The sequence below is a fragment of the Streptomyces sp. NPDC001157 genome (genome assembly GCF_053598255.1).
Map to the genome: position 1 here is coordinate 81,339 of NZ_JBSFJW010000025.1, position 21,444 is coordinate 102,782.

At 70.5% G+C, this 21,444-nt stretch carries 17 protein-coding genes; 8 read left to right on the top strand and 9 right to left on the bottom strand.

All coding sequences use genetic code 11. The features are described from left to right. The first annotated feature begins 268 nt into the window (after positions 1 to 268). Both ACWDAG_RS33210 and ACWDAG_RS33215 read left to right on the top strand, forming a co-directional pair. Entirely contained in the window at positions 269 to 1,741 is a 1,473-nt protein-coding gene (locus tag ACWDAG_RS33210; protein WP_450699254.1) for an APC family permease, read from the top strand. 11 nt (positions 1,742 to 1,752) lie between these two features. Continuing rightward, positions 1,753 to 2,712, top strand: coding sequence for a hypothetical protein (locus ACWDAG_RS33215; protein WP_450699255.1), 960 nt, complete (start codon positions 1,753 to 1,755; stop codon positions 2,710 to 2,712). Between the two features lie 21 nt (positions 2,713 to 2,733). On the opposite strand, the gene ACWDAG_RS33220 is transcribed toward ACWDAG_RS33215, so the two are convergent. The 3 genes from ACWDAG_RS33220 to ACWDAG_RS33230 form a co-directional block, all read right to left on the bottom strand. After that, entirely contained in the window at positions 2,734 to 3,882 is a 1,149-nt protein-coding gene (locus ACWDAG_RS33220) for a HoxN/HupN/NixA family nickel/cobalt transporter (RefSeq protein ID WP_450699256.1), read from the bottom strand. 141 nt (positions 3,883 to 4,023) lie between these two features. Next, positions 4,024 to 4,878, bottom strand: coding sequence for a proteasome subunit beta (prcB, locus tag ACWDAG_RS33225; protein WP_450699257.1), 855 nt, complete (start codon positions 4,876 to 4,878; stop codon positions 4,024 to 4,026). A gap of 75 nt (positions 4,879 to 4,953) precedes the next feature. Beyond that, positions 4,954 to 5,349, bottom strand: coding sequence for a YybH family protein (locus ACWDAG_RS33230; protein ID WP_450699258.1), 396 nt, complete (start codon positions 5,347 to 5,349; stop codon positions 4,954 to 4,956). A 106-nt stretch (positions 5,350 to 5,455) separates the two neighbouring features. On the opposite strand from ACWDAG_RS33230, the gene ACWDAG_RS33235 reads away from it, so the two are divergent. After that, on the top strand, positions 5,456 to 6,112 hold the full coding sequence (locus ACWDAG_RS33235; RefSeq protein WP_450699259.1) for a nucleoside/nucleotide kinase family protein: 657 nt from the start codon (positions 5,456 to 5,458) through the stop codon (positions 6,110 to 6,112). Here the strand turns inward: ACWDAG_RS33235 and ACWDAG_RS33240 are convergent. The 6 genes from ACWDAG_RS33240 to ACWDAG_RS33265 form a co-directional block, all read right to left on the bottom strand. Then, positions 6,102 to 7,934, bottom strand: coding sequence for a hypothetical protein (locus ACWDAG_RS33240; protein ID WP_450699260.1), 1,833 nt, complete (start codon positions 7,932 to 7,934; stop codon positions 6,102 to 6,104). The two genes, ACWDAG_RS33235 and ACWDAG_RS33240, sit on opposite strands and share 11 nt — an antisense overlap. A gap of 49 nt (positions 7,935 to 7,983) precedes the next feature. Then, complete coding sequence (locus tag ACWDAG_RS33245; protein WP_450699261.1) at positions 7,984 to 9,699, bottom strand: hypothetical protein; 1,716 nt, start codon at positions 9,697 to 9,699, stop codon at positions 7,984 to 7,986. Between the two features lie 2 nt (positions 9,700 to 9,701). Further along, positions 9,702 to 10,604, bottom strand: a complete 903-nt coding sequence (locus tag ACWDAG_RS33250) for a carbohydrate ABC transporter permease (RefSeq protein WP_450699262.1) — start codon at positions 10,602 to 10,604, stop codon at positions 9,702 to 9,704. Beyond that, entirely contained in the window at positions 10,601 to 11,512 is a 912-nt protein-coding gene (locus ACWDAG_RS33255; protein ID WP_450699263.1) for a carbohydrate ABC transporter permease, read from the bottom strand. Before ACWDAG_RS33255 ends, ACWDAG_RS33250 begins: the two co-directional genes overlap by 4 nt. A 117-nt stretch (positions 11,513 to 11,629) precedes the next feature. Beyond that, positions 11,630 to 12,961: an ABC transporter substrate-binding protein gene (locus ACWDAG_RS33260; protein ID WP_450699264.1), complete on the bottom strand. Its 1,332-nt coding sequence runs from the start codon at positions 12,959 to 12,961 to the stop codon at positions 11,630 to 11,632. Between the two features lie 274 nt (positions 12,962 to 13,235). Beyond that, the gene (locus ACWDAG_RS33265; protein WP_450699265.1) at positions 13,236 to 14,369 is read right to left on the bottom strand and encodes an ROK family transcriptional regulator; all 1,134 of its coding nucleotides are present in this window, start codon (positions 14,367 to 14,369) and stop codon (positions 13,236 to 13,238) included. 229 nt (positions 14,370 to 14,598) lie between these two features. Between ACWDAG_RS33265 and ACWDAG_RS33270 the strand changes: the two genes are divergently transcribed. The 5 genes from ACWDAG_RS33270 (at position 14,599) to ACWDAG_RS33290 (ending at position 21,390) form a co-directional block, all read left to right on the top strand. Then, entirely contained in the window at positions 14,599 to 15,498 is a 900-nt protein-coding gene (locus ACWDAG_RS33270) for an N-acetylglucosamine kinase (RefSeq protein WP_450699266.1), read from the top strand. Positions 15,499 to 15,827: 329 nt separating this feature from the next. Next, a complete protein-coding gene (locus tag ACWDAG_RS33275; RefSeq protein WP_450699267.1) occupies positions 15,828 to 17,756 on the top strand; it encodes a phosphatase PAP2 family protein in 1,929 nt (642 codons plus the stop codon). A 42-nt stretch (positions 17,757 to 17,798) separates the two neighbouring features. Further along, positions 17,799 to 19,544 carry an ArnT family glycosyltransferase gene (locus ACWDAG_RS33280; RefSeq protein ID WP_450699268.1) on the top strand — a complete coding sequence of 582 codons (1,746 nt, stop codon included), beginning with the start codon at positions 17,799 to 17,801 and terminating at the stop codon, positions 19,542 to 19,544. Positions 19,545 to 19,674: 130 nt separating this feature from the next. Further along, complete coding sequence (locus ACWDAG_RS33285) at positions 19,675 to 20,598, top strand: MurR/RpiR family transcriptional regulator (protein ID WP_450699269.1); 924 nt, start codon at positions 19,675 to 19,677, stop codon at positions 20,596 to 20,598. 423 nt (positions 20,599 to 21,021) lie between these two features. Continuing rightward, positions 21,022 to 21,390 carry a hypothetical protein gene (locus ACWDAG_RS33290; protein WP_450699270.1) on the top strand — a complete coding sequence of 123 codons (369 nt, stop codon included), beginning with the start codon at positions 21,022 to 21,024 and terminating at the stop codon, positions 21,388 to 21,390. The last annotated feature ends 54 nt before the right edge of the window (positions 21,391 to 21,444 follow it).

The window sequence follows — 21,444 nt, forward strand, 5'->3', positions numbered from 1 at the left end:
CACGGCCGCCTCCGGCGGCGCAGGAGGTTACTTCTTGGTCAATCTTGAAAGGTCAAGGAGTAGGGCTATCATCACTCGCACACACGGTGTGACCGAACGACAACACAGGCAGCCGTGCGCTCTCCACCACCCCTTTTTGTTTCGCTGCCCTTGATCTGCTCCGAGGCCAACCCTCGGTGGTCCGGGGCGGGTTCACCACCCCCCACCTCCCCCTACGCCGTCGGGGCGGGTCGCCCTCGCGTCGTGCAAGACGGAAAGCAGCGCAACCATGAGCAACAGCAGGGGCAGAGGGCTGCAGGCCAATGCCCTCGGTACGTTCGACACCGTGGTGATGGCCGTCGCGGGCAGCGCTCCGGCGTACTCGATCGCCGCGACCACCGCGGTCCTCGTCGGCGCGGTGGGCCTGGCCAGCCCGGCCGCGCTGCTGTACTGCGCCATACCCATGCTGGGCATCGCGCTGGCGTTCAGCTATCTCGGCCGTATCGACGTGAACGCGGGCGCCAGCTACTCCTGGGTGGGGCGCACCCTCCATCCCTTTCTCGGGTTCATCAGCGGCTGGGCGCTGGTCATCTCGGCGACCATCTTCATGGTGGCCGGCTCGCTGCCCGCGGGGTCGATGACCCTGGCCCTGTTCGACGAGGGCCTCGCCGACAACACGGCGCTGTCGACGGTGGTCGGTGCGGGCTGGTTCATCATCATGCTGCTCGTGGTGCTCGGCGGCGCCCGGCTCACGGTCCGTGCCCAGCTCGTCATGTCCGGCGTCGAGCTGGCGATACTGGCGCTGTTCGCGGTGCTCGCCCTGTTCCACACCGGCAACGCCCGCGCGTTCGACTGGTCCTGGCTCGGCTTCTCCCACTTCGACGGGGTGTCGGGCTTCGCATCGGGCGCCCTCGTCGCCGCCTTCTACTACTGGGGCTGGGACGTCACCAGCAACCTGAGCGAGGAGACCCGCAACAGCCGCCGTACGACGGGACTCGCCGGCCTGATCGGGGTGGGCGTCGTCTTCCTGCTCTTCGAGGTGTTCACCATCGCGGTGAACGTCATCCTGTCCTCGAAGCAGATCGAGGCGAACGACGCGAACGTGCTGGGTGTGCTGGGTGAGGAGATCTGGCCGGGCTGGGGCGGCAAGCTGCTGATCGTGGCGGTGATGCTGTCGACCATCGCCACCCTGGAGACCACCCTCATCCAGGTCACGCGCTCGCTGTTCGCGATGGGCCGTGACCGTACGATGCCCTCCGCGCTCGGCCGTGTGCACCGCACCTGGAACACCCCGTGGGTGGCCATCACGGTGGTCGGCACGGTGGCGCTGGCGATGTTCATCGCCTCCAACGCGCTGGGCTCGGTGGGCGAGATCCTCTCCGACGCGATCTCGGCGATCGGTCTGCAGATCGCCGTGTACTACGGTCTCGCGGGCCTCGCGGTGGTTGTGGCCTATCGCAGGATGCTGCTGAAGTCGGCCGCCAACCTCCTGCTCGGCGGGCTGTGGCCGCTGTTCGGCGCCCTGTTCATGTTCTGGATCTTCGCCGAATCGCTGAGCGAGCTCGACAGCGCGGCGATCGCGATCGGCATCGGCGGGCTCGCCGTCGGGCTGGTCCCGATGTTCTGGTACTGGAGGCAGGGCAGCGACTACTACCGGCCCGCCCGCCTGGACGCCAGCCGCACCGTCGAGGCGGAGTACGTCCCCGACGAACTGTCCATCACGAACTCCCGTGTCCACGAAGGTCTCTCCACCGACTTCTGAGGCAGACCCCGATGGCGAGAGACCGATTCACTCCCGACTACGACCCCGACTGCGGGGACGCACCCCTGACCAACGCTCGTCACGACATCGTCATCGGCCGCTGGCAGGGCCTCAGGGACCTGCTGCGGACGACCGGCCCGGACTGGCTCGCGCGCGGCCACCGGGTCCGGCAGCTCGCGCAGGCCTGCGCGGGCAGTTCGACGGTGGAGTCGTGGCTGGCGGCCGAGCCCCACAGCGGTGACGCGCTGGTGCTGCGGGCGGCGACGGAGACGGCCCGCGCGTTCAACCTGGCCATCGCCGCGGGCCGGGGCGTGCCGATCGACCAGCACCGCATCGACTCCGCGGTGACGGCGTGTCTGCAGGCCGCGGAGGCATACCTGGACGACCCGACGCCGTGGATCTCCCTGATCTCGGTGGCCCGGCTGTACTCCTCGGGGGTGCGCCGGCAGGAACTGTCGCGCTGGTGGGACGAGTTGCACCAGCGCGACCCGTACAGCGTGGAGGGTCATCTGCAGGTCCTGCACTACTACTCGGCACGCTGGCACGGCAGCCACGGCCTCATGTACGACTTCGCCCGCGACGCGGCCGGAGTGGCACCCACGGGCTGCGCGCTGCCGGTCCTGGTGCAGTACGCGCGGGTGGAGGAGTACCGCTACGCCCAGGACGCGGCACAGGGCAGCCAGTCCGCGGTGGGCCTCGGGCAGCACTGGAACCACGACGGCGCGGTCAGCGACGTACGCCGCACCTGGCAGCGCTGGATCATGGGCCGCACGGACCGCGGCATCGCCCCCGGGGAACTGCGCGACCTCAACTACCTGGCACACGCAGCCTGCAACGCACGCCTCCCGGACGTCGCCGCCACCCTGCTGCGGATGCTGGGGCGCCGGGCCACGCGGACTCCCTGGTCCTACACCGGAGATCCGGACCAGCAGTTCGTCAGATGGCGCAAGGAGCTGAAACTGCGGGGCTGAGCGCCCGAAGGGGCGGCGGGCCTAGTCCGCGCGCTGCTGCGCGGGCCGGGACAGGCCCGCCGTCCACTTCTCCTCGATACGGCCCAGCTTCCACACCAGCAGAGCCACGATCCAGGTGGCGAAGAAGACGCCGACGATGGCGAAGCCGACAATGTTGAGGTCGAGACCGGCGATCCACTCCCAGAACGCGCCGTGCAGATCGAGCTTCTCGGCGAGCAGGCCGAGGAGTTCGACGGTGCCGATGAGCAGGGCGACGGCGACCGAGAGGCCGGTGATGGTGAGGTTGTAGTAGACCTTGCGGACCGGCTTGGAGAAGGCCCAGTCGTAGGCGAAGTTCATGAACGAGCCGTCGATGGTGTCGAGCAGCGACATACCGGCGGCGAACAGGACCGGCAGGCACAGGATCGCGTACCAGGGAAGTCCCGAGGCGGCGCCGGAGCCGGCCAGCACGAGCAGGGCGATCTCGGTGGCGGTGTCGAAGCCGAGGCCGAAGAGCAGGCCCAGCGGGTACATGTGCCAGGGCTTGGTGACCGACTTCATCACACGGCCCAGCAGCCGGTTCATGAAGCCGCGGTTGTCCAGCTGCTCCTCCAGGGCCGCCTCGTCGAAGTCGCCGGAACGCATCCGCCGGAAGACCTTCCAGATCCCCGCCATGATCACGAGGTTGATGATCGCGATGAGGTAGAGGAAGGTCCCCGAGACGGTCGTGCCGATCAGGCCGGTGATGTCGTGGAGCCGGGAGTTGTCGTCGCGGACCGGTCCGGCCACGGCCTTGACGCCGAAGGAGAGCAGCAGCGCCAGGACGAAGACGACGCTGGAGTGCCCGAGCGAGAACCAGAAACCGACCGACAGGGGCCGTTGCCCCTCGCCCATCAGCTTGCGGGTGGTGTTGTCGATCGCGGCGATGTGGTCCGCGTCGAAGGCGTGCCGCATGCCGAGGGTGTACGCGGTGATGCCGATGCCGACACCGAAGGAGGTCTTGCCGACGCTGTAGTGCTCGGGTGCCACGATCCCGACGAGCGTGAACCAGCCGACGAGGTGCAGGCCGAGGACGAAGGCGGCCATCCCGCCGATCCTGGTCCACTCATCCCGTGTCATGGAGGTGCGGACACGGTGCCAGGCGGAGGCCTTGGCGGCGAGCGGCGGAGCGGTGTCGGGGGCGGCCGTCATACGGGGAGGTCTTCCTTCGGGTGCACGGTGGCTGCGGCCTGCAACCTTGCGCCATCATCCTGTACTTGCAAATGATGTGCAGCAAAGGCCGCGGCAGCTCTTCCCCATGGAAAGGAAAAGACGAAAGAGCGAAGCCCGCGCTCAGGGAGCGGCGGTCGGCCCGTCCGGCCGGCTGCGGCGCTGCTCGACCATCTCGCGGCTCAGCTCCTCCGTCTCGGGCTCCGACAGCCGCTCGAAACCCTCCTCGGTGATCACCGACACGATGGGGAAGATACGGCGGTTGATGTCCGGGCCGCCGGTCGCGGAGTCGTCGTCGGCCGCGTCGTAGAGCGCCTGCAGGGCGGCGAGGGCCGCCTCCCGCCGGTCCATGCCCTTGCGGAACAGCTTCTTGAGCGCGCCCCGGGCGTACGGCGATCCGGAGCCCTCGGCGTGGAAGTCCGTCTTCTCGTACAGGCCGCCGGCGACGTCGAAGCTGAAGATGCGGCCCTTCTCTCCCTCCGGGGCCGCCTCGTCGTAGCCCGTCAGGAGCGGTACGACGGCCAGGCCCTGCATGGCCTGGCCGAGGTTCTGCCGGATCATCCCGGCCAGGCGCCTCGCCTTCGCGTTGAGGGTCATCGGGATGCCCTCGATCTTCTCGAAGTGCGTCAGCTCGACCTGGTACAGCTTCACCATGTCCAGGGCGAGTCCGACGGAGCCGGCGAAGGCCACGGCGGTGTAGTCGTCCGCGGGGTGCACCTTCTCCAGGTCGCGCTGTGCGATGAGGTTGCCCATGGTGGCGCGGCGGTCGCCGGCGATCAGCACGCCGTCGCGGTAGGCGAGGGCCAGCACGGTGGTGCCGTGCGGGAACCGGCCGGGCTCGGCGCGGACGCCGTCGGCGAAGGGGGGCCGGGTGGGCAGCAGTTCGGGGCGGTGGGCGGCCAGGAACTCGGTGAAGGACGCGGTTCCCGGAGTGAAGAACTCCTCCCCCAACCGGCCGTCCGTGTCACTCGCGGTCATGCCACTCCCCCTCCTGATCGGCCCGACATCCGACTCCTACCAGAACGGGGCCCGGGGGAAACGCTTGCCCGGCCGTCAGTCGTGGGGGAACGAGTGGTGTTCGTGCGCCACCAGCCAGCGGTCCCGTTCCTTACGCAGGCCCAGCGTCAACCGCAGGCGGAGCGTGGGGTGTTCGGCCAGCTCCTCAGGTGTCGCACAGCGCAGGAGTGCGTGCGCGTAGGCGACGTCGGTGCCGGCGGTGACGTCCAGGGACTCGATGTCGAAGCAGGCGCCCTGGGCCTGCCAGGCGAAGAACGGCGGCCAGGTCGCGCGGTAGGCGGCAAGGCCGTGCAGGCCCTGGTGCGGCGGCGGGACGTCGTACATCACGATGTCTTCGGCGTGGTCGGCCAGGACACCGTCGAGATCGCCGCGGTGGACGGCCTCGGCCCATTTCTCGATCAGTGTGCGGATCTGCGCTGCGTCGTCGGCCACGGCACCGGCTCCCTTCCTCGTCACGGACGTGTCCCCCGTACTCAAAGACGACTCCCCGCGGCGCCGCAGTTCATCGCACCGCCGCCCGGGTGACAGACTCTGCCGTGTGCCGCTGACCTTCGACGATCTGCTGACCCGTGCCCGCGCTCTCCCCCGCGGCGGGCGTCGCGCCGTCCTGGGCATCACCGGCAGCCCGGGCGCGGGCAAGTCGACCCTCGCGGAGAGCCTGGTGCGGGAGCTGAACGGGGCGGCGGAGCAGCCGTGGGTCGCGCATGTCCCCATGGACGGCTTCCACCTCGCCGACGTCGAGCTGGAGCGGCTGGGCCGCCGGGACCGCAAGGGAGCGCCCGACACCTTCGACGCGGCCGGGTATGCGGCCCTGCTGGCCCGCCTGCGCGAGAGCGAAGAAGGCGACGTCGTGTACGCGCCGGGGTTCGAGCGGGAGCTGGAGCAGCCCATCGCGGGCGCCGTCGCGGTGCCGCCGACGGCCCGCCTGGTGGTGACCGAGGGCAACTACCTGCTGCTGGACACGGGAGCCTGGCCCCGCGTGCGCAGCCGGCTCGACGAAGTGTGGTTCTGCGAACTGGACGAAGAAGAGCGCCTGCGCCGGCTGATCGCCCGGCACGAGGAGTTCGGCAAGGGGCACGAGGAAGCGGTGGCCTGGGTGCTGCGCAGCGACCAGCACAATGCGGAGCTGGTCGCCGCGACCCGCGACCGGGCGGACCTGGTGGTCGCGGTGGGCGAACTCGCCCTCAAGAACTGACCGCGCGCAGCGTCAGCTCCGGCTCCCCCCGCTCGTCGTCGGCACCGATGACCACGGTGAAGGCGGAGGTTGCGATGCGCAGCCCTTCGCCCTCCCGTTCCACCGACACCGTGAGGGGCCCCTCGGAGCCGTACCGTACGGCGAACACATGCAGGTCATCCGGGGCACCCGCGATCGGGCCCGCTTCCAGGGCGGTGGAGCTCACCAGGTGGCGCCAGCCGTCGTCGGGGTTGCCGTAGCCGCGCGGGTCGGCGGCGAGCGCGAACGCCGCCTGTTCCTGGGTGAGTTCCGCGCGGGCGTCGAAGTGCTCCGCGCCCGGAGCCTGCGGGTGGGTCAGCCGGAGGGTGCCCGCCGATGCCACCGCGCCCTCGGCCGTCCGGCGCACCCGGTCGCCGTCGTCGGCGGCGTAGGGCAGGCCCGCGAGCAGATACGGCTCTCCGGGCAGGCGTTCCACGGCGACTGTCGTCCACAGGCTCGTGCCGTCGGTGACGTAGAGGGACCGGACGTGCCGCAGGACGTGGTCGCGGCCGACCACCGGCTTGGTGACCAGCTTCGCCGCCAGACCGTCGGTGCGCACGTCCCGCACCCGGACCTCGCCCATGGGACGGCAGAACACGAATCCGTCCAGTACCGGGCCGAAGCCGTGCTGACGGTTCACGGCCGCAGGCAGGTAGTAGGTGCCACCCGCCTCGACGACCGACGGGGTCATACGGTCGTCGAAGGCCACCGACACGGTGCCCGCCCGCAGCTGGTGGCGCACGGGCTCGGTCGAGGGCGTGCGGTGCCAGCGCGTGGAGTCCTGGATCTGCCAGACCAGCATCCACGCGAAGTGCCCGTCGACGGCGCCGTCGGGCCCCGCCGCGTGCCGGCCCCAGCGGGTGTCGCCCCGGTAGCGGCCCAGGTCGGAGCCGATCCGGCGGCTGAAGTAGCGCAGGCCGAGGACCGATTCGAAGCCGGAGTGCTGCTCGCTGTAGCGGGGGCCGCCGTTGTCGAAGCCGCCGCCGGTGAGGCGGGCGTCGATGTAGCGGGCCAGCGCGTCGCCGTCCTCCGCGAAGATCTCCTCACCGCTGACCCGGTGCGCCTGGGCGAGGAAGGAGAGGGAGATCGGGCCGTAGTTGTTGTCGTAGGCGCCGCCGTGCTCGGGAGGCAGCAGGGCGCCCCGGTCGCGTACCCGGTGGGCGCGGATCTTCTCGGTGTACAGGCCGATCGCGCGGGCGCGGACCGGCTCTCCTTCCTCCGGCGGGAGATGGCGTGCCAGCATCAGGCCGCCGACCACGCAGCCGATGGCCTGGTTGCCGGCTTCCTGCGGGTTGAAGAAGGTCACCTCGGTCAGCCAGCGCCAGTAACCCCGTGCCACGTCAAGCAGTTGGGCGCGCCGGCCGGCGTCGATCAGGCCGTCCGGTGCGCCGAGGATGTTGACCGCCTGGAGCAGCGCCCAGACCGTGCTCGGCCAGTCGCCGATGGGATGGGCGCCCGCCTCCAGGACGTAACGGGCGTACGGGAAGCCCGAGTTGCGGATCCTCAGGTTCGGGTATCCGGGGTTGTCCTCGGTGTAGACGCGCTCGTTCAGGTGGAAGGCGAGGCTGCGGTGCACCGCCTCCGGCAGCCTCGGGTCCTCGGTGCGCTGCAGGGCGAGCACCAGCAGGGACGTGATGCCGAGCGAGGTGTCGCCGATGTCGTCGACGCAGTCGGGGCGTTCGAGGCTGCCCTCCGGCGTCATCCGCCGCAGAGCCTGCTCGACCACGTCGGCGAGGACCGCGTCGTAGGCCTCCGGGGTGTCGGGGAGGTCGTGCAGGGGGCTGCGCTGGTGGAGGAGGTGCACGGGGATCAGCCCTTCATGCCTGAGGTGGCCATGGCGTGGGTCGTCGGGGTCACACGACTGGTTCGGCTCGGCGGGCGCGCAGTGCGACCGTCAGGGTCTGCGGGCCCTGGCCACCGAGGTAGACGCGGTTCCCGGTCGTCGCGTCTGTGCCGCCGACAACGGTGTAGTCCTGCCCCGGGTCGTAGCGCAGTACGTCGCTCCGGTCCGGCCCGGCGAGCGGTTCGCCCGTCTCGACGGCGGCCTCGACCCGGATCTCGTCGTCGCCGACGCGGTAGGTCAACGGCTCGGTCGTCAGGCACCAGCGTCCGTCGCCGAGCGGTACGGCACCCTGCGGCTCGCCGCCCGGCCGGAAGGTCAGTTCGAGGGCCCAGGGAACCGATGGGCCGCTGATGTCGATCCGCAGGTCGGCCCCGTCCTCCCGCAGGTCGACCTCGACTCGGGTCGTGTGGGAGACCTCGTCCTGAGGGCGGTCGGGGAAGGCCATCGCCGCGGAGAAGCGGCCCTCGTCCACCAGACGGTAGGCGCCGTCGTCGCGCCTGAGGTCCTTCGGGAGCGGCTGGTAATAGGCGGTGGTGAGGGTTTGGGTGAGCCGGTACCGGTTGTCGGCGAGCTGCTCCATGTCGGCGGCGCGGAACGGGCCCAGGTCGAAGAACACCCGCGAGAGGCGGACCGCGTCGAGGACGGCGGCACCGGCGAACAGGCGCAGGAAGGTGGGGTTGCAGGCGAGGCCCGAGCGGACGCGCCGGTGCTCGGGCACGTCGGAGCCGCCGTACACCACGGTGTGCGCGGTGGCCGAGACATGTGCGGCGAGGCGTGCGGTGGGGAGGTACCGGTCGCGCGGGAGCTTCTCGGCGTCCGGGGCCGGCAGGGCGCGGCACAGATCCGGGGTGAGGAGGGTCTGGGCGAGCAGGTCGGGGTCCTTGATGCCGTCGGCGGCCGCCAGGCGGGCCGCGCGGGCGAAGTCGCCCCGGCCGGTGCGGATCGCGAGCAGCCGGTAGTGCGGCAGATAGGGCCAGAGCGCGAACGACAGCCTCTGGTCCTGGCGGCGCGAGTGGACGGTCTCCACCGTGCCATCCGGCCTGATCAGGTCCAGGGTCGCGGCGAGGTTGCGTTCGACGGCGTCCAGCAGGTCGGTGCGCCCGAGCACCTCGGCCAGCAACAGCAGCGAAGGGTTGGTGACGATGGACGCGTAGACGGCGCTGCGTTCCGAGTACAGGCCCTCCGTGTCGATGTCGACGCCCTCGGCGAGCCACTCCTCGACGCGGGCGAGCAGCCTGGTGTCGGGGAACGAGCGGTGCAGCCGGGCCAGCGCCGCGGACAGCTCCCAGCGGTGGTTCGGGGTGTGCACCCCGCCGGTCAGGAGAGGGCCGGTGGCGGCGCCCGCGATGTCGGCGAGCGCCGCCGTGACGTCGGCCAGTGCCGGCCCCGCGCCCGCAGCGAGGACGTGCGCGTCGCACACGTCGTTGACGGTGAACGCGGAGTCCGGCGGCGACTGCACGTTGTCCCCGCCCGCGAAGAGGCCGGAGGCCGTCTGCAGGGACCGCAGGGCACGGAGGTGGATCAGCGCGGCGGCGACGGCCCGCTCGCTGCCGTGCAGGGCCGACTCCGGCGAGCGGTACGCCGCGACCAGGGTCTTCACCCGCCGGGCCAGGGCGCGGTGCGGCCCGATGAATTCCGCCGACGGGTCGGCCTCGAGCAGGCCGGCCGACCCGTCGGCGGCGAGCGCCGCTGCGCGGACGAACTCGTGGTCGAGCAGGGCGGTCAAGGTCAGTCCTTCAGTCCGGCATTGATGTCGGCGCCCATGACGTAGCGCTGGAAGACCAGGAAGATCACGATCAGCGGGATCATGGAGATGACCGATGCGCCGAGCAGCACCGACCAGTTGATGTTCTGCGCGCCGACGATGCTCTGGATGCCGATCTGCACGGTGAACTTGTTGGGGTCGTTGAGCATCAGCAGCGGCCAGATGTAGTCGTTCCACCGCCACTGGAAGGACAGGATCGCGAGGGTCAGCATGATGGGCCGGGAGAGCGGCACCATGATCCGCAGGAAGATCGACAGTTCGCGGGCGCCGTCGATGCGAGCGGCTTCCACGAGTTCGTCGGGAACCGTCAGGAAGAACTGGCGGAACATGAAGCAGCCGGTCGCGGTGAGCACCGCCGGGAGGATGATGCCGGCGAACGAGTTGTAGAGGCCGAGGTTGCGGACCACCAGGAACTCCGGGGCCAGCATGACCTCGCCCGGCAGCATCGTGGTGGCCAGAATGCAGAGGAAGAACGCCTTGAGCCACTTGTTGTCGTACTTGGCCAGCGCGTACCCGGTGCAGCAGCTCACTCCCACCGTGAGGATCGTCGTGATCACGCACACGATGGCGGTGTTGATGAAGAACTGGGAGAAGTTGGCACTGCGCCAGGCCGTCAGATAGCCCGACAGGGTGGGGTGGTGCGGAACCAGCGACAGCGGATAGGAGAACAGGTCGCTGGCCGGCTTGAGGGAGCTGAGGATGAACCACAGCACCGGCAGCCCGTAGAGGCACGCGAGGATCCACAGCAGTGTCGTCGCGGACACCGCCTGCCGGATCCCACCCCTTGCCGCGCCGCCGGGCCGCTTCTTGGAGACGGCCCGCCCGGGACCGGCGTCGACCTTGCGAGGCATGTCTGTGGTTGTCATCGGTTCTCCACCCGCCGGTTGACGATCAGCTGGATGATCGCGACGGCCATCAGGATGAGCATGAGCACGAACGAAGCGGCGCTCGCGTAGCCGATCTGGCCCCGTTGGAAGCCGGTCTGGTAGATGTACTGGACAAGGAGGTTGTTCGACGTTCCGGGTCCGCCGTTGTTGAGGGCGACGAACACCGGGTATTCCTTCATCGCGTTGATCGTGTTGAGCAGGACGACGATGAACGAGGTGGGTGCGATGCTCGGCAGCGTGATGTTAAAGAACTGGCGCCACGGTCCGGCGCCGTCGAGCGAGGCCGCCTCGTAGTACGACACCGGTACGTTCTTGATCGCCGCGATGAACAGCAGCATCGTGAATCCCGTCCACATCCAGGACGCCGCCATCACCACCACGAGCAGCGACAGGTCCGCGTTCGACTGCCATGGGACGGCACTTCCGCCGAGCTTCTCGATGATGTAGTTGACCAGTCCGAAGTTCTCTCCGAACAGCCACCGCCACAGGACACCCACGACGATGGGCGACAGCAGCCATGGGATGAAGAAGATGACGCGGGCGACCGACGTGCCCTTGGCGTGCTTGCTCACCACCAGGTTGGCGGCGAGCAGCGAGAGCGCGAAGTTCAGCGGCACGAAGAACACGGTGTACAGCACCGTCCGGGTCAGCGCGTCGTAGAACGTGGAGTCCCCGAACAGGTTGTGGTAGTTGTCCAGTCCGATGAACTGGAACGCGCCCACGCCCGTGTAGTTCGTGAAGGAGTAGACGAGCCCGATCACCGCCGGCCAGACGAAGAACAGCGAGAAGAGCACGACATTGGCCGCGATGAGGACGAGCGGCGCAAGGGTGTACTTACTGCGTCTCCTGGGCGGGCTCGCGGACACGTCCGAGGCGCCTTTTGTCATCTTCCTGACTCCGTGCTGGTGGAATGGATTGCGGTGGGTTCACGCCATGAGCCCGGCATCGTGGGGGCGTAAAGGGCCGGGGGGCGCTGTCGAGACACCGCCCCCCGGCCCTATGGCTTACGATCCGCCGCCGACCTGCTGGTTGTAGCCGGCCACGATGTTCTCCAGGGCCTTGTCGGACGACTGCTGGCCGTTGACCGCCTTGCCGAGCTCCGTCTTGGTCGGATCGGTGGTGATGCTCTTGCCCTTCAGCGCCCATTCCGTCTGCGCGCCGTTGAAGTAGCCGGAGATCGGGGCGTAGAGCGGGATCTCCTCGTTGTACAGCTTGAACGCCGCCTGCGCCGCGTCGGACTTGAAGGGGTAGTTCGGGGTCAGACCGCTCTCGACCGGGAGGAACCCGGAGCTCTCGACCAGTTCGGTGTACTGCTTCGGGTCGTACACCCACGTCATGAACTTCTTCGCGGCGGTGGCCGCGGCGCCGTTGTTGTTGAAGCCCACCATCAGGCCGCCGGCGTTGACGTCGCTGGCCTGCACGGGCTGGGCGGGGGTCGGGACGCTCGCCCAGTCGAACTTCTTGATGCTGTCCGAGAAGGCGGCGACCTGCCACACGCCGGACCAGTAGGCGACCACGTCACCGCTCTGGAACATCGCGGACGGGTCGGCGCCGCTGGTCCACACCGACTTCGGCATGGTCTTGTCGTCGTTCCATCCGACGAAGGTCTTCACGGCCTTCTTGGTCGCGGCGTCCACCGAGAACTTGCCGGAGGAGTCCGCGTGGACGTACTTTCCGCCCATCTCGTACACCATGGCGCGCAGTCGCGACGGCGACTGGTCGAAGGCCAGGGAGTACTTGGCGCCGGTCTTCTCCCGGACCTTGTTCGCGGCCGCGATGAAGTCGGTCCAGGTCCAGGTCTTCGAGGGCGAGGTGGGGAAGGAGACGCCGGCCTTCTTGAAGAGCGTCTTGTTGATGAACAGACCGGACGCGGTGACGTCCGAGGGGATGGCCAGCACCTTGCCGGACGAGTCCTTCGCCAGGAAGTTGGCGTTGATGTTGTAGCTCTTGTTGCCGGCGATGGAGCTCAGGTCGATCAGCTTGTTCGACCAGATCGGGTCCAGCGCCGGCACGGCCGCCACGTCGGGCAGGGCATTCGCCTGCGCGGAGTTGTGCAGCTTCGTCGTGTAGCCGTCGTAGGGGATGTTGACGAGCTTGACGTCGACGCCGGCTTCCTTCTTGTACTGCGCCACCAGCTTCTTCCAGCCCGCGTCCTGCCCCGGAACCGTGGAGATCCAGAACGTCAGGGACTTGGAGTTCCCGCCGGAGCCGGACCCCGACCCGCCGCAGGCGGTGAGCAGAAGGGCACCTGCCGTGGCCACGGCAGCGAGGGGAACCACGCGACGTATGCCGCCGCGGCCGAGTCGGCGGGAGCGCCGCACACCCACACTGGTCATTTTCATCCCTTTTCGTCGTACTGGACGGAGCACGGCGCCAGCCGAGGCGGCACGGGTGCATTTTGCAGGAAATATCGCTTTCCGGGGGCACGGCCTCGCCCGGCCGCGTCGCCTGGAGCGGGTGGCGTCCCCGGCCATGAGGGCCGTCGTCGCACGAGCACGCCCTCGTGCGACTGCCGTACTTCGTGTACGGGCGGGAGGCTCACCCGGAGTCGGCATCCCGGCCGACCTAGAAAGCGCTTGTCCGGACATTGGCAGATCGAGTCGGAGGCCGTCAATCCTTAGCCCCCGCGGCCTCGGTCACGGTTTGGACTCCTCGCGACACCGCGAGCCGGGCGGCGCCCACGACCGTGCCGAGATCGCCGACCGTGCTGCTGACCACCTCGGTGGGCCAGCTCAGCCGCGCCAGCTCGGCCCGCACACCGGGCAGTATCTGCGGGTCCGCGCCGGTGCTGCCGCCCAGGACGATCAGTCCCGGGTCCAGTACGGCGGTCACGGCGGCGGCGAGACGGCCGACGTCGGTGGCATGGCGGCCGATCACGGCGCGGGCCGCCGCCCGGCCCTGACCGGCCAGGGCGAAGAGCTGCTCGGCGGTGCGCGGGCACGGGCCGTCCTCGTCCGGCCAGGCCTCGGCCGCCCGCCGCAGCAGCGAGCGGGCGCCGATGTACTCCTCCAGGGCCTCGTGGCGCGGCTCGCGGCCGTCGTCCCAGGGGTAGGGCAGCCGGGCCAGCTCACCCGCGGCGCCGTTGGCTCCGCGCAGCACCTGCCCGCCGACCACGATGCCGAGGCCGATACCGACGCCGATCCGCAGATAGCCGAAGGTGTGCCGGCCGCGCGCGGCGCCCTCGTGCAGTTCGGCGAGGGCGGCGCAGTTGACGTTGTTCTCGAGGTGGACGGGGACTCCGGGCGGCAGCGCGACGGCCATGGCGTCGAAGACCGGGCCCGCCTTGGCCGTCGCGGGACGCATGCGGGCGCCCTCCTTCTCCCGCGCGGTGACATCGCCGACGGCGACGACGACGGTGCGCAGCGGGGCCCCGGCGGGCAGCGCGGCAAGTGCTTCGCGCACCACGTCGGCGGCCTCCTCCCGGGTCCCGGTGGCCTGGGCGAGCAGCGTGCCGTCCAGGGCGCAGCCGCGCACCCTGGTCAGGGCGGGGCCCAGATCGACGGCGAGCACGGCCCCGGCGGCCGGGCCGAGACCGTAGACGGCGGCGGAACGGCCCGTGCCGCCGGAGGCGGTGCCGGAGTGGGCCGCGAGCCGCGCGCTCTCCAGCTCCGCGACGGCGGAGGACACGGTCGGCTTGGACAGACCCGCCAGACTCGCCAGCTGCGGCCGCGTCGCGCTACCCGCCTGGGCGAGCACGGCAAATACGGCGCTTGCGCTCTCGGTCAGACGGGGGGCTTCCGCCACGTCGTGTATCACAGTTCTCCCACGGGTCACGGGCCGCTCAGTGGTCAAGTGCGCGATGCCTCTTGACGCACTGTACTTCGTTAGTTAACTTCCTAACGAACTTCACGGTACTCGCCTGCCGTGTCCGCCAGAAGCCTGTCCCGGGGCTTCCCTAGTTCACCAACTCCCGTAATCTCAGGCACGGTTCGCCCAACCGTCGCGCCCCGCGCAACGACGAAAAAGAGGTTCCGTGCAGGACTCCACGCCCCTCGTGGTCGGCATCGACGTGGGTGGCACCAAGACACATCTGCGTGCCTACGCCGATACGGAGCTTGTCGCCGACCATGTCCGGACGAGCAGCGGCTGGCGGCCGCACGACCCCGTGGCCGCCGCCGGCTGGCTGGCCGCGCTGGTCGCCGACGCGCTGCCGACGGGTGCACGCCCGGCGGCCGTCGCCGTGGGCGGCCACGCCTGTGAGACTCCGCGCCAGTGCGCCCAGATACGTACCGCCCTGCAACTCCACTTCGACGCGCCCGCACTGGTCGTGGGCGACGCCGAACTGCTGGTGCCTGCCGCGGGGCTGGAGAAGGGGGTCGGCCTGGTCGCCGGCACCGGATCCGTCGCGGTGGGCCGGCTCGCCGACGGGACCTCCGTGCAGGTCGGCGGCTGGGGCGCGGTCCTCGGTGACGAGGGCGGCGCGGCCGGTCTCGTCCGCGAGGCCGCACGGGCCGCATGGGCGGCGCACGACCGCGGTGAGCAGCCCGACGAACTCGCCCGGGGTCTCCTCGCATCCTTCGGCGTCTCCGAGGTACCGGCGCTCGGAGCCGCGTTGGAGAGCGCCACGGACGTCTCCGCCGAGTGGGGCCGGCATGCGCCGGTCGTGTTCTCGGCGGCCGAGGCGGGCTCGCCGCTCGCCCGGGCGGTGATCACCGAGGCCGGCCGTGCGCTGGCCGCGCTCGTGGAGCGGCTCGCCGCGCGCGGGGTCGTGGTGGACGACGTGGTGGTCGCGGGCAGCACCGTCCTCTCCCAGGCCGCCCTGTACGGCGCGTTCGCCACAGCGCTCGCGCGGTCCGTGCCGGGAGCACGTCCGCAGCCGCTGCGGGAGCCACCCGTGGAAGGTGCCGTGACCCTGGCGCGTTCGCTCTTGTGAGCAGGACGCCGCCAGGCGCCGCGCCGGAGTGCTACGACCGGCCTTCGCATCGGCTGCGGCGCCGTCGTGGCCGATCGCGCCCGGCGGCGGAGCCGCTGATGTCACAGCCCCGCGCCCCTTGAAGGGCCCTGCCGGACCGCTTAGTTCACCTGCACGACACGTCACGGCCGCCGGGCAACCGCCGACGGGACAGGACCCGGCCGTAGATCTTCGCTCAAAGCTTCACGGGACGCACCGGATTCGCACATCTCATGCGTCCCGCGAAACTCCTCTGATCGCACGATCTCCTCCCCGGCCGCAGGGCCGCAGAACTGAAGAGAGGCACACGCATGCCGTCACCTGCCGGGCACCGCTCCTCCTCGAAGGCCGGTCGGCTCACCGTCAACAGGCGGGGGTTCCTCAAGACCTCGCTGGGCGCCTCGGCCGGTGTGCTGGCCGCGCCCACCTTCGTGATGTGGCTGGGCGCCGCCGACGCCAAGGCCGCCACGGCTCCCGCGGCCTTCGTCGACGACTACAGGACCAACCTCCCGACGAACCTCACGCCCGAGACCAACGCGGTCGTCCGCGTGCTCGGCGGCTTCGCGCAGATATGGAAGACCGGCAGCGCCTGGAACACCGGCACGCCCCTGCGGCCCGAGATACTGCGCGCCAACATGTGTTACTGCGCCCGCGTCACCGGAGCGCGCACGGACGCGCAGGCGAAGGAGGCCTTCCTCTACGACCGCCAGCACCAGAGCTACGCGATGATCGCGGGCCTGGGGCCGCTGGCCGACCTGTACAAGGCGGGCGCCAAGGCGGTCACGTCGATCACCAGCGCCCCCGACGGCACACCGCCCGCCAAGATCGACGACGCGGTCCCCGCGGACGCCCCGGCCGGCTCCGCGCTCGGCGCCGGCTCGCACGACTCGGCGCTGGGCAAGGTGGCCGAGCTGGTGGACACGCTGCGCGGCAACTGGGCCTCGGGCAACCCGTCCAAGTACGCCTACCAGTACCCGCGTCCCTGGCGCATGAACGAGGACAGCGAGGTCGTCGACACCGGGGCGAAGGACGCGCTCGGCTACCCCGTGTACGACTCGAAGGTGGTCGTCGCGCCCCAGCTGCTGCGTCAGCGCAACATGTCCCCGACGGACGACGGCGGCTTCCCCAGCGGCCACACCAACGCCTTCCACCTGGCGGGCCTGGCCTACGCGTACGCCGTGCCGGAGCGTTTCCAGGAGCTGGTGACGCGGGCCTTCGAGCTCGCCCACACCCGGATCATGTCGGGCATGCACTCCCCCGTCGACGTCATGGGCGGCCGCATCATGGCCACCGCCCTGGCCGCCGCCACCCTGGCCGACCCGGCGAACGCCGCCCTCAAGGCCGCGGCCCGCGCCCAGGCCCTGGCCTACTTCGAAGCGCAGACCGGCACCACAGCCGACACCCTGTACGCCTACGCGCACTCGGACGACACCGACCCGTACGCGGACCGGGACGCCAACGCCCGCGCGGTCCGGCGCCGGCTGACGTACGTACTGACCCGTCACGGCCGCAGCGAGCCGCTGACCGTGCCGAAGGGTGCGGAGGTGCTGCTGGAGACGCGGCTGCCGTACCTGGACGCGGACCAGCGGCGCGAGGTGCTGCGCACGACCGCGCTGCCCTCCGGGTATGTGCTGCTGGACGGCTTCGAGCAGTGGGGCCGGCTGAACCTGTTCGCCGCGGCGGACGGTTACGGCACCTTCGAGTCCGAGGTGACCGTCACGCTCGACGCGGCGGCGGGCGGCTTCGGTGCGGCCGACAGCTGGCGCAACGACATCTGCGGCGACGGCGGCCTGACCAAGCAGGGCAGCGGCACGCTCACCCTGACCGGCCACAACAAGTACACGGGCGGCACCGTCGTGAAGGACGGTGTGCTGGTCGCCGCCTCGTCCCACGCGCTGGGCCACGGCCAGGTCCGGGTGTCGGGCGGCACGCTGCGGCTGCATCGGTCCGCGCAGGTGCACGGCGTGTACGCGCAGGAGTCGGGCGCGCTGGAGGTCACTCTCCGGTCGGGCCAGCAGCCCGCCCTGAAGGTCACGCGCCGGGCGGTGCTGGGCATGGGGAGCGTCCTGACGCTGCACCTCGACGCCGACCGGCCGCCGGCCGCGGGCAGCACGGTGCGGGTCCTGTCCGCTGCTGGGCTGCGCGGCCAGTTCGAGCGCATCGAGCTGAACTCCGACCGACTGCGGGCCGTACCCGTCTACACGACGGAAGGTCTGTCGGTACGACTCCTGAAGCGGTAACGCCCGGGAGGCGGGAGCTGATGCGAAAGTAGGGCCCATGGGATGGGCCCGGATCGCTCCCGTCCCCTCGCGGTCCGTGTCACCGCGGGGCGGATGATGGCGCACGAACAGCACTCGGTCCTCGAACCGGGCACACACGACGACGAGGAACACCCGCCGCCGCGGGCGACGACCCCCGAGCGGTCGCCCCGCCCGCGCAGGCGGTGGCTGGTGCCGCTCCTCGTCGTCGTGCTGCTGGCCCAGATGGCCGCGGCGATGGTCACCACCGCCGTGCAGCAGACCCCGACGATCGACGAACCCGTCTACGTCGCCACGGCCGCGGACTATCTGCACGAGCACCGGGTGCGTCTCAACCCCGAGCACCCGCCGCTCGGCAAGCTGGTCATCGCCGCCGGGGTGGCGATCGCCGCTCCGCACGTCGACACCTCGTACCAAGGCGATCAGGGGCAGTTCGGACGGCATCTGCTGTACGAGTCCGGCAACGATCCGTGGCGGCTGATGTTCTGGGCGCGCCTCCCGATGATCGTGCTGACGCTGCTGTTCGGGCTTGTCGTGTTCGCCTTCGCCCGTGAACTCGCGGGCTCCGCGGCCGGGTTGGCGGCCCTCGCCCTGTACGCCTTCTCCCCCGACCTGATCGCACACGGCTCGCTGGCCACGCTCGACGTACCGGCGGCAGGGTTCGTGCTGACCTCGGCCTGGCTGCTGTGGCGGGCACGTCGGCGGCCCCGGCTGTACGTCCCCCTGACCGGAGTGGCGCTCGGCGCCGGACTGGCGACCAAGATGAGCGTGCTCCCGGCGGTTCCGGTGCTGCTGGCGCTGGCCGCCTGGTCGCTGTGGCAGGCGCAGTCCCGGGACCGGCGCACGGCAGCGGGGCGAGCGGCCCTCGGCGCCGGCGTGGTGGCGGTGGCCGCCGTCGCCGTCGTATGGGCGTCGTATCTGGTGGTCGACCCGCGGCTGCGGTGGACGCCGGAGCAGCCCGTGCCCGCGGTGCACGGGCTGAAGGGGCTGCTCGTGCGGCTGCTGCCGTTGCCGGCCTCCTACCGGGACGGGATGCGCATCCAGTTCGGTCTGGAGAACTACCCGTGGCAGGGCTTCCTGTTCGGGCATCTGTACACCGGGTCCCGCTGGTACTACCTGCCGGCCGCGCTGCTGGTGAAGACGCCGCTCGGCATGCTCGCCCTGTGGGCCGCCGGTGCCGTGGCGCTGGTGGCGGTACGGCGGCTGCGGCCCGCGGCGCCGTACGTGCTGGTGCCCGCCGGTGTGCTGCTGGCCGCTGCGATGACCGGGTCGCGGGACTTCGGGACCCGGTACGCGATTTTCGTGCCGATGTTCCTGGCGGTGGCCGCCGGTTGTGTGCTCGCCGTGCGGTGGCGGTGGGCGCCGCTCGCGACGGGAGCGCTGGTGCTGTTCGTCGCGGTCAGCTCGCTGCTGACGTATCCGTACTATCTGCCGTACTCAAACGAGGCGTTCGGGGGTCCCGCCAAGACTCGTCTGCGGCTGCACGACTCCAATGTGGACTGGGGCCAGGACCTGGGCCGGCTCGCCGACCGGCTGCACGGGCGGTACCGGGGCGAGCGGATCTGGCTGATGTACAAGGGCAGCGGAGTGCCGTCGTACTACGGCATCGACGCGTCCGATCCGCGCACGGTGCCCGCGCGTCAGGTGCGCGGGCTGCTGGTCGTGTCGGACTCGGCGGTGGCCAAGGCGCGGGGCCGGCTGGCCGCGTTGATCCACAGCAGTCGTCCGGTCGACGACGTCGGGCATTCGATCACGATCTACCGCAGGTGACGGGGTGCCAGAAGTTCTCGGCGGGCAGTCCGAGGACCCGTCCGGCAGCGCCGGACGCCCTTTACAAGCCCTGGTCACGACGGTGTGTGGGCTATGTTGAAGCACTGTGGGAGACAAAGGAGGCGCACCCGTGTCATCGCCGCAGCAGGCACGTGCACAGGCATCCGCGATCACCTCGGGCAAGACGGCTCCGGAAGCCGAGGCCGCCCCCGCCTCCCAGCTCAGGACGCTCTTCGACCGGCCGCGGCTCTCCCCCGGACAGCGGCGCATCGCCCAGTACCTCATCGAGCACATCACCGAAGCGGCCTTCCTGTCGATCACCGACCTCGCCGAACGCGTCGGTGTGAGCCAGCCCTCGGTGACGCGGTTCGCCGCGGCGGTCGGTTTCAGCGGCTACCCCGCCCTGCGCGAGAAGCTCCAGTCGATCGCCCTCGGCACCCTGGCCGGCGGCCCCGCCGCGACCGAGGACAACGGCAGCAACGAACTGCAGGCGGCGGTCGACGCCGAGATCGAGAACCTGGAGAACCTGCGCCGCGACTTCGCCGACCCCGACCAGCTGATCGAGCTCGGCCGCAAGCTGTCGGCGTCGACGCCCCTGACCGTCCTCGGGCTGCGCATCTCGGTCTCGCTGGCCGAGTACTTCGCCTACGCCGCGCGCCGTATCCACCCGGACGTGCGGCTGGTGACGCGGGGCGGCAGCGTCGCCTACGACGCGCTGTTGCAGTCGCGTGAGGCGGGCGGCACCTGGGTGCTGGCCTTCTCGATGCCCCGGCACGCCCAGGAGACCCTCACCGCCGTACGGGTCGCGCGCAGCGCCGGGTTGAAGGTCGCCCTGGTCACCGACCTGGCGCTGGGGCTCGTGGCCGACGAGGCGGACGTCGTCTTCGCCACCGGCACCGGCTCCCGACTGGTCTTCGACTCCTACGCGGCGCCCGGTGTGATCGCCGCCGCGCTGCTGCAGGCCATGACCGACGCCGACCCCGAGCGCACCCAGGCGCGGCTCGAGGAGTACGAGCAGATCTCCGACCAGCACCAGTTCTTCCTGCGCGACTGATCCTGCGTCCGCGACCGATCCGGTGTTACAGCGGAATTACAAAGGGACCTTTCGCAACATACCGCGCATGAATGTTTTCATGCTTCTTGCAAACCGGACGGCATATATAAATACTTCTCACGGATCGCGCACCGGCCCACTCCGGGACACGTTCCGCACCCCCGTCCCCACCCGCATCGCCCGGAGAAAGCCGACGGTCCGCCCATGCGCCTGCACCATCCACCGCGCAGGCACCGTCTGCTCTCCCGGGCTCCTGCACCGACACCCGAAGCCGCCGTCTCCTACCCGCGTCGGCGCCCAGGGTGTTCGGTCGGGCCTCGCCTCTGCGAGCGCCCTTGGCGGCCCCGGTCATCCCCTAGACCGGGGCCGCCCGCCCACGTCGGACCACCCCCACACGACGCCGCACACCCGGAAGCGATGATCATGCAACTGACGACCACGCGCATCAGCCCGGACTGGCCGTGCCAGGTCAAGACGCCCGGCTCCTACGACTGGGAGCGCTCGGCGACCAGGTGGCTGCGCGAACTGGTGCCGGCCCGCTACGGCAGCTACCCGGCCCTGATGCGCCACCCCGTGCTGCTGGCCCGCCATGCGCAGATCCAGGTGCAGCACGAGATCCGGGTCGCGCGCACCGCGCTGCAGACCGCACGCGCCGATCTGCCCGCACTCGGCCTGCCGGAGTCGGTCATCGAGCACACGATCAAGCTGTACGCGGCGGAGGTCATGCAGCTCCAGCACATCGCGCGCAGCGTCCGGGCGGTCTCCCGGGCCCTGGTCGACTCGGGGCGCTGACCGCGCCGGCCGGGCCTGCACGGCATGATTCGCGCCACGCGTGGCACACGTGGT